The sequence below is a fragment of the Streptomyces sp. NPDC048254 genome, assembly GCF_043201895.1.
In the GTDB taxonomy this organism is placed as follows: domain Bacteria; phylum Actinomycetota; class Actinomycetes; order Streptomycetales; family Streptomycetaceae; genus Streptomyces.
In genome coordinates this window covers 39,083-53,896 of the sequence record NZ_JBICZJ010000010.1, presented here as the reverse complement: position 1 = coordinate 53,896, position 14,814 = coordinate 39,083, and the positions used below count along the sequence as shown (strand labels likewise).

Annotated in this window: 13 protein-coding genes and 1 tRNA gene; 6 read left to right on the top strand and 8 right to left on the bottom strand. The window is 70.7% G+C overall.

The window, feature by feature from the left end; all coding sequences use genetic code 11:
* Positions 1-38 precede the first annotated feature (38 nt).
* Positions 39-545 (top strand): GNAT family N-acetyltransferase, encoded by a 507-nt coding sequence (locus tag ACGFZQ_RS27085; RefSeq protein ID WP_351739037.1) that lies wholly within the window; start codon positions 39-41, stop codon positions 543-545.
* 236 nt (positions 546-781) lie between these two features.
* On the opposite strand, the gene ACGFZQ_RS27080 is transcribed toward ACGFZQ_RS27085, so the two are convergent.
* From ACGFZQ_RS27080 to galU, 7 genes are all read right to left on the bottom strand, one after another.
* Positions 782-855 (bottom strand) — tRNA-Ala (locus tag ACGFZQ_RS27080).
* A 103-nt stretch (positions 856-958) separates the two neighbouring features.
* Complete coding sequence (gene glpR / locus ACGFZQ_RS27075) at positions 959-2,188, bottom strand: gephyrin-like molybdotransferase receptor GlpR (protein WP_393842492.1); 1,230 nt, start codon at positions 2,186-2,188, stop codon at positions 959-961.
* A 184-nt stretch (positions 2,189-2,372) separates the two neighbouring features.
* The gene (locus tag ACGFZQ_RS27070; protein ID WP_351739042.1) at positions 2,373-3,044 is read right to left on the bottom strand and encodes a GNAT family protein; all 672 of its coding nucleotides are present in this window, start codon (positions 3,042-3,044) and stop codon (positions 2,373-2,375) included.
* 20 nt (positions 3,045-3,064) lie between these two features.
* Positions 3,065-3,601 (bottom strand): molybdenum cofactor biosynthesis protein B, encoded by a 537-nt coding sequence (locus ACGFZQ_RS27065; protein WP_393842491.1) that lies wholly within the window; start codon positions 3,599-3,601, stop codon positions 3,065-3,067.
* Positions 3,598-4,110, bottom strand: a complete 513-nt coding sequence (moaC, locus tag ACGFZQ_RS27060; RefSeq protein ID WP_351739047.1) for a cyclic pyranopterin monophosphate synthase MoaC — start codon at positions 4,108-4,110, stop codon at positions 3,598-3,600. The genes ACGFZQ_RS27065 and moaC overlap by 4 nt, the downstream gene beginning before the upstream one ends.
* 127 nt (positions 4,111-4,237) lie before the next feature.
* On the bottom strand, positions 4,238-5,560 hold the full coding sequence (gene glp / locus ACGFZQ_RS27055; RefSeq protein WP_393842490.1) for a gephyrin-like molybdotransferase Glp: 1,323 nt from the start codon (positions 5,558-5,560) through the stop codon (positions 4,238-4,240).
* Entirely contained in the window at positions 5,557-6,492 is a 936-nt protein-coding gene (galU, locus tag ACGFZQ_RS27050; RefSeq protein ID WP_393842489.1) for a UTP--glucose-1-phosphate uridylyltransferase GalU, read from the bottom strand. The genes glp and galU overlap by 4 nt, the downstream gene beginning before the upstream one ends.
* A gap of 133 nt (positions 6,493-6,625) precedes the next feature.
* Here galU and ACGFZQ_RS27045 point away from each other — a divergent pair, with 133 nt between their 5' ends.
* Positions 6,626-7,207, top strand: a complete 582-nt coding sequence (locus tag ACGFZQ_RS27045; protein ID WP_393842488.1) for a 5-formyltetrahydrofolate cyclo-ligase — start codon at positions 6,626-6,628, stop codon at positions 7,205-7,207.
* A gap of 96 nt (positions 7,208-7,303) precedes the next feature.
* On the opposite strand, the gene ACGFZQ_RS27040 is transcribed toward ACGFZQ_RS27045, so the two are convergent.
* Complete coding sequence (locus ACGFZQ_RS27040) at positions 7,304-10,066, bottom strand: penicillin acylase family protein (protein ID WP_351739056.1); 2,763 nt, start codon at positions 10,064-10,066, stop codon at positions 7,304-7,306.
* A gap of 259 nt (positions 10,067-10,325) precedes the next feature.
* Between ACGFZQ_RS27040 and ACGFZQ_RS27035 the strand changes: the two genes are divergently transcribed.
* The 4 genes from ACGFZQ_RS27035 (at position 10,326) to ACGFZQ_RS27020 (ending at position 14,793) form a co-directional block, all read left to right on the top strand.
* Complete coding sequence (locus ACGFZQ_RS27035; RefSeq protein ID WP_393842787.1) at positions 10,326-11,864, top strand: potassium/proton antiporter; 1,539 nt, start codon at positions 10,326-10,328, stop codon at positions 11,862-11,864.
* Positions 11,865-12,166: 302 nt separating this feature from the next.
* Positions 12,167-13,459 (top strand): MFS transporter, encoded by a 1,293-nt coding sequence (locus ACGFZQ_RS27030; RefSeq protein ID WP_393842487.1) that lies wholly within the window; start codon positions 12,167-12,169, stop codon positions 13,457-13,459.
* A 67-nt stretch (positions 13,460-13,526) separates the two neighbouring features.
* Entirely contained in the window at positions 13,527-13,859 is a 333-nt protein-coding gene (locus ACGFZQ_RS27025) for an FmdB family zinc ribbon protein (protein ID WP_393842486.1), read from the top strand.
* Between the two features lie 100 nt (positions 13,860-13,959).
* On the top strand, positions 13,960-14,793 hold the full coding sequence (locus ACGFZQ_RS27020; protein WP_393842485.1) for an S-methyl-5'-thioadenosine phosphorylase: 834 nt from the start codon (positions 13,960-13,962) through the stop codon (positions 14,791-14,793).
* The last annotated feature ends 21 nt before the right edge of the window (positions 14,794-14,814 follow it).

The window sequence follows — 14,814 nt, the reverse complement described above, 5'->3', positions numbered from 1 at the left end:
TCGCGGTTCACCGCCTGCACGAATATACGATGCCTTACATGAATATACGTCGCGTCGCCTTCGACCACCCCGACGCCATCAAGCTGAACGACGAGGTCCAGGCCGAGTACCACCTGCGTTACGGCGACGGCGGCGACGCCACGGCCCTCGACCCGGCCGACTTCGCACCGCCGAACGGCGTCTACCTGATCGCGTACGACGAGTCCGACCGCCCCGTGGCCACCGGCGGCTGGCGCAGCCAGGACGAGAACGGCGAGGGCAACGAGGACGGCGACGCCGAACTCAAGCGCATGTTCGTCATCGAGGGGATGCGTGGCCGGGGCCTGGCCCGCCGCATGCTCGCGGCCCTGGAGGACGATGCCCGCGCGGCCGGCCGCCTCCGCATGGTCCTGGAGACGGGCATCAAGCAGCCGGAGGCGATCGCCCTGTACACCTCCAGCGGTTACGAGCCGTGCGTGAAGTTCGGCTACTACCGCCACTACGAGTCGAGCCGCTGCTATGCGAAGGCCCTGCGAGGCGAGAAGACCCTGCGGGGCGATCTGTAATCCACGTCACGCCTGGTCGTTCGAGGGCGCCATTTGAGGCAGGGACTCGGCGCCGGGCGCCGGGCGGATCGTGGTGCCGCCACGTCGACCCCAACTGCCGTACCGATCCGGCCGGGTGACCACCCGGCCCTCAGCCCTGGACCAACTCGCCCTTCGGCGGCATCCGCCGGTCGGGAGAACCCGGAAACAACGGAGATCCCGGCGATCATCATGATCGCCGGGATCTCATCGTGCAGTGGACCTGTGGGGATTTGAACCCCAGACCCCCTCGATGCGAACGAGGTGCGCTACCGGACTGCGCCACAGGCCCTTGCAACGAGTGAAACTCTAGCATCCCTGTCGGGGTGCTTGGAAATCCGTTCCCTGACTGGTCAGGACCGGGGTACCGGGAGGCGCCCCGCGCTCTCTTGGTGTCACTCGTTGGCCGCGCGCGGGCGGTCGCCGTCCTCGTACTGGTCGAACAGGGGCGTGCGGCCACGCTCGCGCGCGCGGCGCGCAGAGGCCGCGCGGCGCGCGTCGGTCCGGCCGTCCGCCGACTTGTCGTCGGCAGCGGTCTCCGGCTCCTCCGCCTCCGCCTCCGGCGCGACCGGCTTGGTCTCCTGCTCCGGCGCGACGGAGCTGGACCGGGCCGAACTCCAGGCGTCGGGCGCCCCCAGGTCCACGTCGGAGGTGGCGCGGGGCGCGACCGGCGCGGTCACGTACGTCGGCAGTGGCACCGGCACCGGGTCCCAGCTGTCCCCGTGCCCGGGCCGCCGCTGCCGTTCGCGCTGCTGGTCGACCCACTCGGCGTGGTCGGTCTGTTCGACTAGGGCGCGCCGGTCAGCGGCGAGCGCGGACAGGCCGGGGTCGGTCTCGGCCGCTGGTCCCTCGTCCGGTTCGTCGGCGACCGCGCCCGGGTCGAGAGGCGCGCGCCGCCGCGGCTGGCGCTCCCGCAACCGCTGTGCGGCGACCTCGGCCTGACGCCGGTCCATCTGGTAGGCGAAGCGCCGACGCTCCTGTGCGCGGAGGTAGGCGATGTAGGCGCTGAGCATGACGGCGGGTACGCCCGGCGCCCACAGGAACGCCAGCCCCCCGACGGCGGCGACGATCGCGCCCAGCGTGAATGCGACGAAGAGCAACACTGTGGTGCGCCGACGGCGCGCGAGTGACTTCGTACGCCGGGCGCGCGCTTCGGCCGTCTGTGCCGAGGACGCGCGCCGCGCGGCCGGAACTCGCTTGCGCGCGGGGGTGGATGCCGGGGCGGGCGTGGTGCCTGCCTGACGGGCTGGTGTGGACGGGGACTTGGCCGCCGGCGCGACCGCCTGGTCGCGTGCCGGTTCCTGGCGCCCGGGCGCCTCCGGCTCCGCCTCGGCCCGGACCTGACGGCGGGTCGGAGGCATGGCGAAGGCCCGGACGTCCACCGAGTCGGTGACGGCGTCCGGATCACCGGCGTCCTGCTCCCCCTCGAAGGCGGAGCGCGCCCGCAGGTCCCTGGCGTATCGGCGCTCCATCCCCGCCCGTCCGGACAGCAGCCGGATGGCGGTGCTGAAGCGTTCCGTCGGACGGGCCTCGTTCAGCTCGTCCTGCCTACGGAGCCACATCGGCACCAAGTAGGCGGCCCAGGCCCCGACAATGACTGCGTAGATGAGGCCGCTGCTGCTCACGCCTCACACGGTAGAGGGGTTTGCGTGGGGCCATCTGCCAATTGCGCCGGTGTGTCGCACGATCTGGCTGATATTTCGAGCTTTTTTTGTGACCGATGCGATCAGCCAGGCGTCGGAGCCGCGAATTCAATGCCCCGAGACGGTCACCAGTCGATCATTTTCGAACATGTATTCCATTTTTCGGCTAGCCGGGATTCCCTGGAGTGTTCTGCGGATTCCAGGGCACGTTCGGGGTGCCCGTCGTACCCGGTGCCTTCGGCGACTCGCTCTGGGAGCGTTCCCGCCGCCAGCGGGCGAGCAACCCCTCGGGCACTTCTTCCGCCGTGAGAGCGAAGACGAGGTGGTCGCGCCAGGCGCCGTCGATGTGGAGATAACGCGGCCGCAGCCCCTCCTCACGGAATCCGAGTTTCTCCACGACCCGGCGGCTGGGCCGGTTCTCGGGGCGAATGCAGACCTCGATGCGGTGCAGACCAACCGTGCGGAAACAGTGGTCCACCACGAGCGCGACGGCCGTCGGCATCACCCCGCGGCCGGCCACCGCCCGGTCCACCCAGTAGCCGACGTGTCCCGAGCACATCGACCCCCAGGTGATCCCGGCGACCGTCAACTGCCCGACCAGGCGCCCCTGGTACTCGATGACGAAGGGCAGCATGCGGCCCGCGTTCGCCTCGGAGCGCAGGTGCCGGACCATCTGCCGGTAGGTCGGCCGGTGCGCGATCGGGCCGCTGGGCGTGGGCGGCGGGATGGTCGCCTCCCAAGGGCGCAGCCAGTCGCGGTTGCGCCGGTTGACGTCGCGCCAGGCCCGCTGGTCGCGCACCCTTATGGGCCGGAGGACGACATCGCCGTCCACCAGCACGACGGGCCAGGATGGGCTGTTCAGCTCGCACCCCCGGTGCTGGATCTGGGGTGGTCGCCGCCTCGGATCTGGTCGACGGCGTGCGCCAGCAGCGGTTCCAGGACGGCCAGGCCGTCCCGTACCCCGCCGGTGGACCCCGGAAGGTTGACGATCAGTGTCCGGCCCGCCACCCCGGCCAGACCCCGGGAGAGCGCGGCGGTGGGCACCTTTTCCCGTCCGAACGCACGGACGGCCTCCGCGATGCCCGGGACTTCGTGGTCGATCACCGCACGGGTCGCCTCGGGCGTGCGGTCGGTGGGCGAGATGCCGGTGCCTCCGGTGGTGACGACGACGTCGTACCCGGCCTCGACGGCCGCGCGCAGGGCGGCTGCCACGGGATCCCCGTCGGGCACGACCCGCGGCCCGTCCACGGTGAATCCGAAGCCCTCCAGTCCCGCCGCGACCAGCGGCCCGCCCTTGTCCTCGTAGACGCCGGCGGCGGCGCGGTTGGAGGCGGTCACCACCAGCGCACGGTACGGCGCGCGCGGCGCACCACCGGCGGACGGCCCGGCGTTCACTCCCGGCTCCAGTCGCCCGACTTGCCGCCCGTCTTCTCCTCCACGCGTACGTCCGTGATGACCGCTCCCTTGTCGACCGCCTTGACCATGTCGATCACGGTGAGTGCGGCGACAGAGACCGCGGTGAGGGCCTCCATCTCGACGCCCGTGCGGTCCGTCGTCTTCACGGTGGCCTGGATCTCCACGGCGTCGTCCGCGACCGACAGATCCAGTTTCACACCGGAGACCGCCAAGGGGTGGCACAGCGGGATCAGGTCCGGGGTGCGTTTGGCGCCCATGATGCCCGCGATGCGCGCGGTGGCGAGGGCGTCGCCCTTGGGGACGCCCTCGCCGCGCAGCAACTCGATCACGCGGGGCGAGACGAGCACGCGTCCGCTGGCGCGTGCGGTGCGCGCGGTCACGTCCTTGCCGGACACGTCGACCATGCGGGCCGCGCCCACGTCGTCGATGTGCGTGAGGCGGTCTGGCGCAGGGCGTCCGGGGGTGTCCCCCCGGGAAGGCTCAGTCATGCTGTGTGGCGCTCCCGGTCCGGGCCCGTCGCGGTGCGGCGCTCGGGCCTGCTGTGCGCGACACGGTACCGCCATGCCGGCGCGCACCACCGGGCAGGACCGCCCGGCGAACGGGTACGCGCGCGGGTCAGCCGAGCAGGACGACCTCGACCTCGCTGCCGGGCTCGACGGACTCCACGTCCTCGGGTACGACGATCAGCGCGTCGGCGTGGGCCAGGGCGGTGACCAGATGCGAACCGGCGCCGCCCACTGCGGTCACCTCGCCGTCGGCGTACGCCCCGCGCAGGAACTGCCTCCGCCCCTTGGGCGAGCCGAGCGCCCGGTCCGCCTTGAGGGTCGCCTTGGTGCGGGGCCGGTGCACGTCCGGGAGGCCCATCAGGGTGCGGATGGCGGGGCGGACGAACAGCTCGAAGGAGACGTACGACGACACGGGGTTGCCGGGCAGGGCCAGCAGGGGCGTGTGGTCGGGGCCGATGGAGCCGAAGCCCTGGGGCTTGCCCGGCTGCATGGCGAGCTTGCGGAAGTCGATGCCGCCGCCCGCCTCGTCCGCGTCGCCGACGTGCGCCAGCGCCTCCTTGACGACGTCGTACGCCCCCACGCTCACACCACCCGTGGTGACCATCAGGTCGGCTCGGACGAGCTGGTCCTCGACAGTGGAGCGCAGGGTGTCGGCGTCGTCGACGACCGCGCCCACCCGGTAGGCGATGGCTCCCGCGTCCCGGGCGGCGGCGGTGAGGGCGAAGCTGTTGGAGTCGTAGATCTGGCCGCTGCCCAGCTCCTCGTCGGGCTGGACGAGCTCACTGCCGGTGGACAGGACGACCACGCGCGGGCGCGGGCGCACGCGTACCGAGCCGCGGCCGATCGCGGCGAGCAGCGCGATCTGTGGCGGTCCCAGCACGGTGCCGGCCTCCAGTGCGCGCTCGCCCGCCCGCACGTCGCTGCCCTTCGCGCGCACGTGTGCGCGTGCCTCGGCCGGCCGGTGCACGCGCACGTGCCCCTCGGCTCCCTCGGGCGCGAGGCTGCGCGCCACCATGCCCTCGACCGGTCCCTCGCCGAGTCCGCCGTCGGTCCACTCCACGGGGACGACGGTCTCGGCGCCGGGCGGCAGCGGGGCACCGGTCATGATCCGGGCGGCCTGGCCGGGACCGACCGGGGTGAGCTCCGCCGCGCCCGCCGCGACATCCCCGACGACCTCCAGGACGGCCGGGAACTCCTCGCTCGCGCCCGCCACGTCCGCGACCCGTACCGCGTACCCGTCCATGGAGCTGTTGTCGAACGGCGGCAGTGACACCGGCACCATGACGTCGTCGACCAGAACGCAGCCCTGGGCGTCGAGGAGTTGCAGCTCGATGGCTTCCAGGGGGCGGACGGTGGTGAGGATGTCCTCCAGGTGCTCGTCCACCGACCACAGGTGGTCCTGGCCGGCGGGGCGGGTCGCGGCGCTGCTCAACTCTGCTGCATCTCCTCGGCTACGTAACTGCGAAGCCAGGTCCGGAAGTCCGGGCCCAGGTCTTCACGTTCGCACGCGAGCCTGACAATGGCACGCAGATAGTCGCCGCGGTCGCCGGTGTCATAGCGGCGGCCCTTGAAGACGACGCCGTGCACGGGGCCGCCGGCCTTCCCCGCGGCGGTAGCCGCTGATGAATACGTCTGGGCGAGCTGCTGCAGGGCGTCGGTGAGCTGGATCTCGCCGCCGCGGCCCGGCTCGGTGTGCCGCAGTATGTCGAAGACGTGCGGGTCGAGGACGTAGCGGCCGATGATGGCGTAGTTCGACGGGGCGTCCGCCGGGTCCGGCTTCTCCACCAGGCCGGTCACCCTGACGACGTCACCGTCGACCGTGGTCTCCACTTCGGCGCAGCCGTACAGATGGATCTGCTCCGGGTCCACCTCCATGAGCGCGATCACGCTGCCGCCGTACTGCTCCTGGACCTCGATCATGCGCTGGAGCAGCGGGTCGCGCGGGTCGATCAGGTCGTCGCCGAGCAGGACGGCGAAGGGCTCGTGGCCCACGTGCGGGGCCGCGCAGAGCACGGCGTGGCCGAGGCCCTTGGGGTCGCCCTGGCGCACGTAGTGCATCGTGGCCAGGTCGCTGGACTCCTGGACCCTGGCGAGCCGGCTGGCGTCGCCCTTCTTCTGGAGCGCCGATTCCAGCTCGTAGTTGCGGTCGAAGTGGTCTTCCAGGGGGCGCTTGTTGCGTCCGGTGATCATGAGGACGTCGTCGAGCCCCGCGGACACGGCCTCCTCGACCACGTACTGGATCGCCGGCTTGTCGACGACCGGCAGCATCTCCTTGGGAGTGGCCTTGGTGGCCGGCAGGAACCGGGTGCCGAGGCCGGCCGCGGGAATGACAGCCTTGCTGATCCTGGGGTGCGACTGAGTCATGTCCGCAACCTTATCCGGTGCCTTTGCGAAGAATCTGAGGCTCCGGTTAATTGACACTCATATGAGCGGATTAGAAAGGATGCGGGGACGACCTGTGCAGCACAGTGAACCCGGGGGCGAGACTGACAAGCGAATGTTGCGACGAGAATTCCTGGGGGTGAGGAACAGGTTGACGACAGACGTCGTCAGGGAGTCGTCCGACGCGTTGGCCGAGCACGCTCTGGAACTGCCCGAGCTGGCGCGTGCACGCACGGTGGCGGCGTACGTCTCCGTCGGGAGCGAGCCCGGCACCCTCACGCTACTCGACGCGCTGCTCACGCGGGGCGTACGCGTCCTGCTCCCCGCGCTCCTGCCGGACAACGACCTGGACTGGGGCGCGTACGCCGGGGAGGGCTCCCTCGCGCGCGTCCAACACGGCGGGAAGATGGCGCTGTTCGAACCCTCCGGTGAACTCCTCGGCCCGGACGCCGTGCTCGCCGCCGACGTCGTGCTGCTGCCGGGGCTCGCGGTCGACGCGCGCGGGATGCGGCTGGGGCGCGGCGGAGGGTCGTACGACCGCGTACTGGCACGTCTGGAGCGCGCGGGCGCGCGCCCGGCGCTCGTGGTGCTGCTGTACGACACGGAGGTCGTCGAACGCGTGCCCGCGGAGGCGCACGACCGGCCGGTGCAAGCGGTGGTGACGCCGTCGGGCGCGCGCCGGTTCGCGGGCTCTTGAGGCAGCCGGCACGCGCGGCGACGGCAGGCGCCGGTACGTGAAGCGGCCCTCCACGCGTGCGTGGAGGGCCGCTTTCGCCGGCGTGCGGTCAACAGTTCAGGGTTTGAGGACGAGCGTGTCGCCGGTGCTCTTGTCGACCGCCTTGTCCGAGAACGACCACGGGAGCAGCTCGCCGTCGGCCCACTTGCCGGTCTGGTCCGTGTAGTGGGCGCTGAAGGCGTGGCCGGAGGCTCCGGTGAGGTTGATCCACTTGGATTTGTCGAGGTCGTCGAGGTTGACGACCATCCGCATGGAGGGGACCCAGACGACGCCGTAGCCGCCGGCGGCGTTCCAGCCGGTCGCGTTGACCGTGGCTTCGCCGCCGCTGAGCTTCCAGGGGCCGCGGTTGAGGACGTACTGGACGATGGCCGGACCGTCGGTGCCCAGCGTCTGGTTCTTCAGGAACAGGCGGTGCAGCCGGCCCCAGCTCCAGGTGTCGATGTCCTTGCCGAGCTTGGCGGTCAGCTCCCAGCGGGCGTCGACCATGGCACGCTCGAACAGCTCGTCCATGTTGTCGGCCTTGTTGCGGTCACCCGCTCCGGCCGGCGTCTTCCACCAGTCGCTGTCCGGCTTGTCCATGAGGGTGCGGACCACCTCGAACCAGCGGTCACCGCCGTCCGGCTGGGCCTGGTCGGCGTCGCGCTCGCCGCACTCGCGGACCTTGGTGTCGTCGTCGACCGGACCGGTGCCGTCGGCCTTCTCGACCCACAGGCACTGGCCCTTCACCCGCAGTTCCTTGGGCAGCTTGTTGCCGAAGGCGAGCTTGAGGATGTTGCGCCAGACCGCGTTGAAGTAGGCGGCGGCAGCGGAGTCGGCGTCCTGGGTGTAGTCCCAGCCCTCGAGGAGCTTCTGCGCCTCGCGGACGTCCTTGTCGTCGAGGTTGATCTTCAGCAGCTTGGGCACGAGCAGCTTGGCGATCTCGCTGCTGTTGTCCAGCTGCATCTGACGCATGTCGTCGGTGGAGATCTTGCCGCCGTCCTTGATCTTCGACTCGATCAGGTCGGTGATGCGCTGGCTGCGGGCGCCGTAGCCCCAGTCCGTGGTGAGCGTGTAGGGGTACTTGTCCTTGTCGACCACGGCCTGGTTGGCGGTGACGATGTAGCCGCGCTTCGGGTCGTACTCGTAGGGCAGTTCGTCCTGCTTGATGTAGCCGGTCCACTTGTACTTGGAGTCCCAGCCGGGGGCCGGGATGGAGCCGTCGTCGGCCGACGAACGCGTGGGGATCTTGCCGGGCAGCGTGTAGCCGATGTGGTTCTTGGTGTCGGCGTAGACCAGGTTCTGCGACGGCACGTCGAACTGGGCGGCCGCCTCGCGGAACGAGCTCCAGTCGGACGCCCTGTCGAGGGCGAAGACTGCGTCCATGGTGGTGCCCGGGTCGAGGGCGGTCCACTTCAGCGCGACGCCGTAGCCGTCGCCGCGGTCGGGTGCGGCGTTGTCGACGGAGGCCTTCTTGCCGACCTTGACGAGTTCGTCGTCGCGGTCGGAGAGCAGGGGCATCCCGTCGGCGGTCTGCCGTACGACGATCTTCTTCGAGGTGCCGCCGGCGACCTTGATGGTCTCCTCGCGGCTCGTGAAGGGCTTGGTCCTGCCGTCGTACAGGTAGCCGTCGCCGGAGAGCTTCTCCAGGTAGAGGTCGGTGACGTCGACACCCGAGTTGGTCATGCCCCAGGCGATGTCCGCGTTGTGGCCGATGATCACACCGGGCATGCCGGCGAAGGTGTACCCGGTGACGTCGTACTGGCACTTGCTGGAGACCGTGGTGCAGTGCAGGCCCATCTGGTACCAGACGGACGGCAGCGAGGCCGACAGGTGCGGATCGTTGGCCAGCAGCGGTTTGCCGGTGATGGTGTACTGCCCGCCGACGACCCAGGAGTTGGAGCCGATGCCCTGGCCGTTCACGCCGACGGCCGTGGGGACGTCGTCCAGGACGTTGTAGAGGCCCGCCAGCTGGCTTGTCAGCCCCGAACCGGTGGCCGACGAGGTGGAGGAGCCACTCGTGTCCGTCGAGGTCCCGGAGCCGCTCGTGGAGCCGCTCTGCTCGAACGTCTTGGTGAGCTCGTCGTACTGGCCCTCCTGGACGATCGGCTTGTTACGGCTGTACGGGTAGTCCGGGTAGAGGTCCTTGATCTGCTGCGGGCCGAGGCGGCTGGTCATCAGGGCCCGGTCGATCTCGTCATCCATGTTGCCGCGCAGGTCCCAGGCCATCGCCTTCAGCCAGGAGACCGAGTCGACGGGAGTCCACTGCTCGGGCTTGTAGTCGTTGATGAAGCCGAGGGCCGCGTACTCCAGGGAGATGTCCTTGCCGTCCTTGCCGGCGAGGTAGGCGTTGACTCCCTTGGAGTAGGCCTGGAGGTACTTCTTCGTCGAGTCCGACAGCTTGGTGTCGTACTCCTCCTTCGCGACCCGGTCCCAGCCCAGGGTGCGCAGGAACTCGTCGTCCTTCACCTGGCCCTTGCCGAACATCTCCGACAGGCGCCCGGACGTCATGTGACGGCGCACGTCCATCTCGTAGAACCGGTCCTGCGCCTGGACGTAGCCCTGCGCCATGAACAGGTCCTCGTCGGAGGAGGCGTAGATCTGCGGGATCCCGTAGCCGTCCCGCTTCACGGTCACGGGTCCGGAGAGGCCCTTGAGCGTGAGCGAACCCTTGGTCTGCGGGAAGGACGCGCGGACCGTGCTGATCGACCAGTACGCCCCGTAGGCGATGCCCCCGACGATGGCGAGGACGAGCACCAGAACGATCAGGCGGGCTTTGCGCCCCTTCTTCCTGCCGGACTTGCCAGGCTTGTCACCCGATGTGGCGGTGGTGTTGGGGGGCATCGCTGTCCTTGCTGTCCTAACGCGAGCGGCAGGCGGTCCTGGAGTGCTGGAGCAACCATAGGCGCAGGGCCTTGCGCGCCTTGACGCGGTGTCTGGAACCGGCGGGCACGGGCGTTCGATCTTGCCTCGCGGAACGTCAAGAAAGCGTCAAGAGTTAGGTAAGGTAACGAAGTACTTGGGTGCGGGGTGCCGCAGCCTCGGGTCTTGTGTACGTGAGCTTTCGCGTCGCCCGCGCGCGAGCCGACGAAGGGAATCGCCACTGACTGTCCAGCACCTCAACCAGCTCCTGCTCGTCTGCTCCCTGGTCCTGCTCGTCGCCGTCGCGGCGGTCCGGATCTCCTCGCGTAGCGGGCTCCCCAGCCTGCTCGTGTACCTGGGGATCGGCGTCCTCATGGGCCAGGACGGCATCGGCGACATCCACTTCGACAACGCCGAACTGACCCAGGTCATCGGGTACGCGGCCCTGGTCGTGATCCTGGCCGAGGGCGGTCTCGGCACGAAGTGGAAGGAGGTCGAACCGGTCCTGGCGTCCGCGTCCATGCTGGCCCTGGTCGGGGTCGGGGTGAGCGTCGGGGTCACCGCGGCGGGCGCGCACTATCTGGTCGGGCTGGAGTGGCGGCAGGCGCTCATCATCGGAGCGGTGGTGTCCTCGACGGACGCGGCGGCGGTCTTCTCGGTGCTCCGGCGCATTCCCCTGCCCGCGCGCGTGACGGGCACGCTGGAGGCGGAATCCGGCTTCAACGACGCCCCGGTGGTCATCCTGGTCGTCGCCTTCTCCACCGCGGGACCGGTCGAGCACTGGTACGTCCTGCTCGGCGAGATAGCCCTGGAGCTGGCCATCGGCGCGGCCATGGGCCTCGCGGTCGGCTGGCTCGGCTCCTGGGGCCTCAGGCACGTGGCGCTGCCCGCCTCCGGCCTCTACCCGATCGCCGTGATGGCCATCGCGGTCACGGCATACGCCGCCGGCGCGCTGGCGCACGGCAGCGGCTTCCTCGCCGTCTACCTCGCCTCCATGGTGCTCGGCAACGCCAGGCTGCCGCACTGGCCCGCCACGCGCGGCTTCGCCGAGGGACTCGGCTGGATCGCCCAGATCGGCATGTTCGTCCTGCTCGGCCTGCTGGTCACCCCGCACGAGCTCGGCGACGACATCTGGCCCGCCCTGATCATCGGGCTCGCGCTCACCATGGTGGCGCGGCCCCTGAGCGTGATCGTCAGTTTCGCGCCGTTCCGTGTGCCCTGGCGGGAGCAGACCCTGATGTCCTGGGCCGGCCTGCGCGGCGCCGTCCCCATCATCCTGGCGACGATCCCCATGGTGAACGGCGTCGACACCAGCCACCGGATCTTCAACATCGTCTTCGTCCTGGTCGTCGTCTACACCCTCGTCCAGGGGCCGACGCTGCCCTGGCTGGCCCGCAAGCTGCGGCTCGGCACCGGGCCCGAGGCAGCCGACCTCGGCATCGAGTCCGCACCCCTGGAGCGGCTGCGCGGGCACCTGCTGTCCGTCTCGATCCCCGAGGGCTCGCGGATGCACGGCGTCGAGGTCAACGAACTGCGGCTGCCCGCCGGAGCCGCCGTCACCCTGGTCGTCCGCGAAGGAAAATCGTTTGTCCCCCTGCCCACGACGGTGCTGCGGCGCGGGGACGAACTCCTCGTGGTCGCCACCGACCCGGTGCGCGACATCGCGGAGCGGCGGCTGCGCGCGGTCGGGCACGGGGGCAAGCTGGCGGGCTGGCTGGGCACGAACGGGACGGCGGGCGCGGGGTCGGGATCGGGGTCGGGGTCGCCCTCCGGGCGGTGAGCGCGGGCGCGCGGGGCGCGTGAGGCGCGTATTAAGTGCGCGTTTCGGCGGGTTCACACCGCCGCCAATCCCAGGTGAACGGCCCCCGTGGTGCCCGTTTTCACAGGCCCACGAGGGGTTGAGCCCTGTACGATGAAAGCACCCTGATCGAACCAACTCTGCCTGACGCAGAGCTGGCGCGACCGTATGGCGGCCGGATCGCTCTTCGCAGTGGACACCGGTATCTACCGCAGTTCCGCGCAAGAGGACAGCTCTCGGCGCCCCCGCACGGGCGCGCTACCAGGCGGCAGAAAGGCACGGCCGTGGCATCCACGGTCACCACCGAGCCGTCGGAGAACTCGGCGCCGCCGTCCCGCCCGGGATACGGACAGCTGCTGCGCACCCGCGGCGCCTGGACGTTCCTGCTCCCCGGTTTCGCGGCGCGCCAGCCGTTCGCGATGCTCACCATCTCGATCGTGCTGCTCGTGCAGCACACCACCGGCTCATACGGCGCCGCGGGCGCCGCCGCGGCGGTCACCGGTGTCTCCATGGCGCTGTTCGCGCCCTACAGCGGCCGCCTCGCCGACCGCTACGGACAGCGCGCGGTACTGATCCCCGGAGTGCTGGCCCACACGCTGTCGGGCCTCGCCTTCACGGCGCTCGCGCTGGCGCACGCGCCCCTGTGGGCGCTGTTCGCTGCGGCCGTGCCGACCGGCGCCTCGGTGCCGCAGGTCGGCCCCATGGTGCGCGCCCGCTGGGGCGTGAAGCTCCAGGACTCGCCCCTCATGTCCACCGCGGCCGCCTTCGAGTCCGTCACGGACGAGCTCACCTTCGTCTTCGGGCCGCTGCTCGCGACCGCCCTGTGCACCACCGTGACCCCGGCCGCCGGCCTGGTCACGGAAGCCGCGCTGACCCTGGTCGGCGGCCTCCTCTTCGCCGCGCAGAGCGGCACCCAGCCGCGGGTGACCGGCACCGGCCACACGCGCGTGCAGCACGTCTCCGCGCTCCGCGTCCCCGGCGTGCGGGTGCTGGTCGTCGCGTTCCTCGGTATCGGATCCGTCTTCGGCGGCATGCAGGTCTCGCTCGCCGCGTTCACCGAGTCGATCGGCGAGCCCGGCCTGAACGGTGTCCTGTACGGCACCTTCGCCGCGGGCAACATGCTCTCGGGCATCGTCTGCGGCGCGATCGTCTGGAAGGCCGCCCCGCACCGGCGCCTGGTCGTCGGCTACGCGGCGCTCGCGCTGACCGCGTCGGCGCTGTGGACGTCCCACTCCGTGCTCGTCCTGGCCGGCCTCGGTCTGCTGGTCGGCATGTGCATCGCACCCGCGCTGATCACCGGCTACACGCTGGTCGAGGGCCTGGTCCCGGCCGGCGCCCGCACGGAGGCGTTCACCTGGCTGACCGGCGCGGTGGCGCTCGGCCAGGCGGCCGCGGTCACGGTCGCCGGACAGCTGGAGGACCGCCTGTGGGGCGGCGCCGGGTTCCTGGTGCCGATGGCGGGCACGGTGCTCGCCCTGGTGACCTTGCTGGCGCTGCGCTCGCGGCTCGTCACCCGGCCCCGGAACCGTACGGTCGCACGTGGCGTCGGTCACCGCGTGCCGGTGACGGTGGACTGATCCTCAGGAATACGTCACTATGGACCGTCGTTAGCACTCATCGAGTGAGAGTGCCAGGAGGAAGACAGTGCCGACCTACCAGTACCAGTGCACCGAGTGCGGCGAGGGCCTCGAGGCGGTGCAGAAGTTCACCGACGACGCCCTGACCGAGTGCCCCAACTGCGGTGGCCGCCTGAAGAAGGTGTTCTCCGCCGTCGGCATTGTCTTCAAGGGCTCGGGTTTCTACCGCAACGACAGCCGCGGCTCCTCGTCGAGCAGCAGCCCCGCGTCGAAGTCGTCCGGCTCCGGCTCGTCGAGCACGTCGTCCGACTCCAAGTCGTCCGATTCGAAGTCGTCGTCCTCGACGTCTTCGTCGGGTTCGACGTCCTCCTCGGGCTCGGCCAGCAGCTCCGCCGCCTGAGACCCCTCCTCCCGGACCCCGCCGTCGTACGACGGCGGGGTCCGAGGTGTTCCCTGGCACCGGCTCCTGTGTGCTCCGGCGGCCAGCTAGTGTGCTGGGCATGGTGAACGCAGAGATCGGCGTAATCGGCGGCTCCGGCTTCTACTCCTTCCTCGACGACGTGACCGAGGTCCAGGTCGACACGCCCTACGGGCCGCCCAGCGACTCCCTCTTCCTCGGCGAGATCGCCGGCCGCCGGGTCGCCTTCCTGCCCCGCCACGGACGCGGCCACCATCTGCCGCCGCACCGCATCAACTACCGGGCCAACCTCTGGGCGCTGCGCTCCGCCGGCGTGCGCCAGGTGCTCGGCCCGTGCGCGGTGGGCGGTCTGCGCCCCGAGTACGGGCCGGGCACGCTCCTCGTGCCGGACCAGCTGGTGGACCGTACGAAGTCCCGGGCGCAGTCGTACTTCGACGGGCTGCCGCTGCCCGACGGCACCGTGCCGAACGTGGTGCACGTCTCCCTTGCCGATCCCTACTGCCCCACCGGGCGCACCGCGGCGCTCAAGGCGGCCCGCGGCCGGGACTGGGAGCCGGTGGACGGGGGCACGCTGGTCGTGGTCGAGGGGCCGCGCTTCTCGACCCGCGCCGAATCACTGTGGCATCAGGCTCAGGGCTGGTCCGTGGTGGGCATGACCGGCCATCCGGAGGCGGCGCTCGCCCGTGAACTGGAGCTCTGCTACACGTCGTTGACGCTGGTCACCGACCTGGACGCGGGCGCCGAGACCGGTGAGGGCGTCTCGCACGACGAGGTGCTGCAGGTGTTCGCGGCGAACGTGGACCGGCTGCGGGGCGTGCTGTTCGACGCGGTGGCGGCCCTGCCGGAGAACGCGGCACGGGACTGCCTGTGCACGAACGCGCTCGGCGGGATGGATCCGGGGTTCCCGCTGCCGTAGCACAGGCGGCGGGACGGTTGC

Coding starts and splice junctions, on each gene's coding strand:
- ACGFZQ_RS27085 (WP_351739037.1), top strand. CDS start 39: ATGAATATACGTCGCGTCGCCTTCGACCACCCCGACGCCATCAAGCTG.
- moaC (WP_351739047.1), bottom strand. CDS start 4,110: ATGACTGAGCCTTCCCGGGGGGACACCCCCGGACGCCCTGCGCCAGAC.
- galU (WP_393842489.1), bottom strand. CDS start 6,492: ATGACTCAGTCGCACCCCAGGATCAGCAAGGCTGTCATTCCCGCGGCC.
- ACGFZQ_RS27045 (WP_393842488.1), top strand. CDS start 6,626: ATGTTGCGACGAGAATTCCTGGGGGTGAGGAACAGGTTGACGACAGAC.
- ACGFZQ_RS27040 (WP_351739056.1), bottom strand. CDS start 10,066: ATGCCCCCCAACACCACCGCCACATCGGGTGACAAGCCTGGCAAGTCC.
- ACGFZQ_RS27020 (WP_393842485.1), top strand. CDS start 13,960: ATGGTGAACGCAGAGATCGGCGTAATCGGCGGCTCCGGCTTCTACTCC.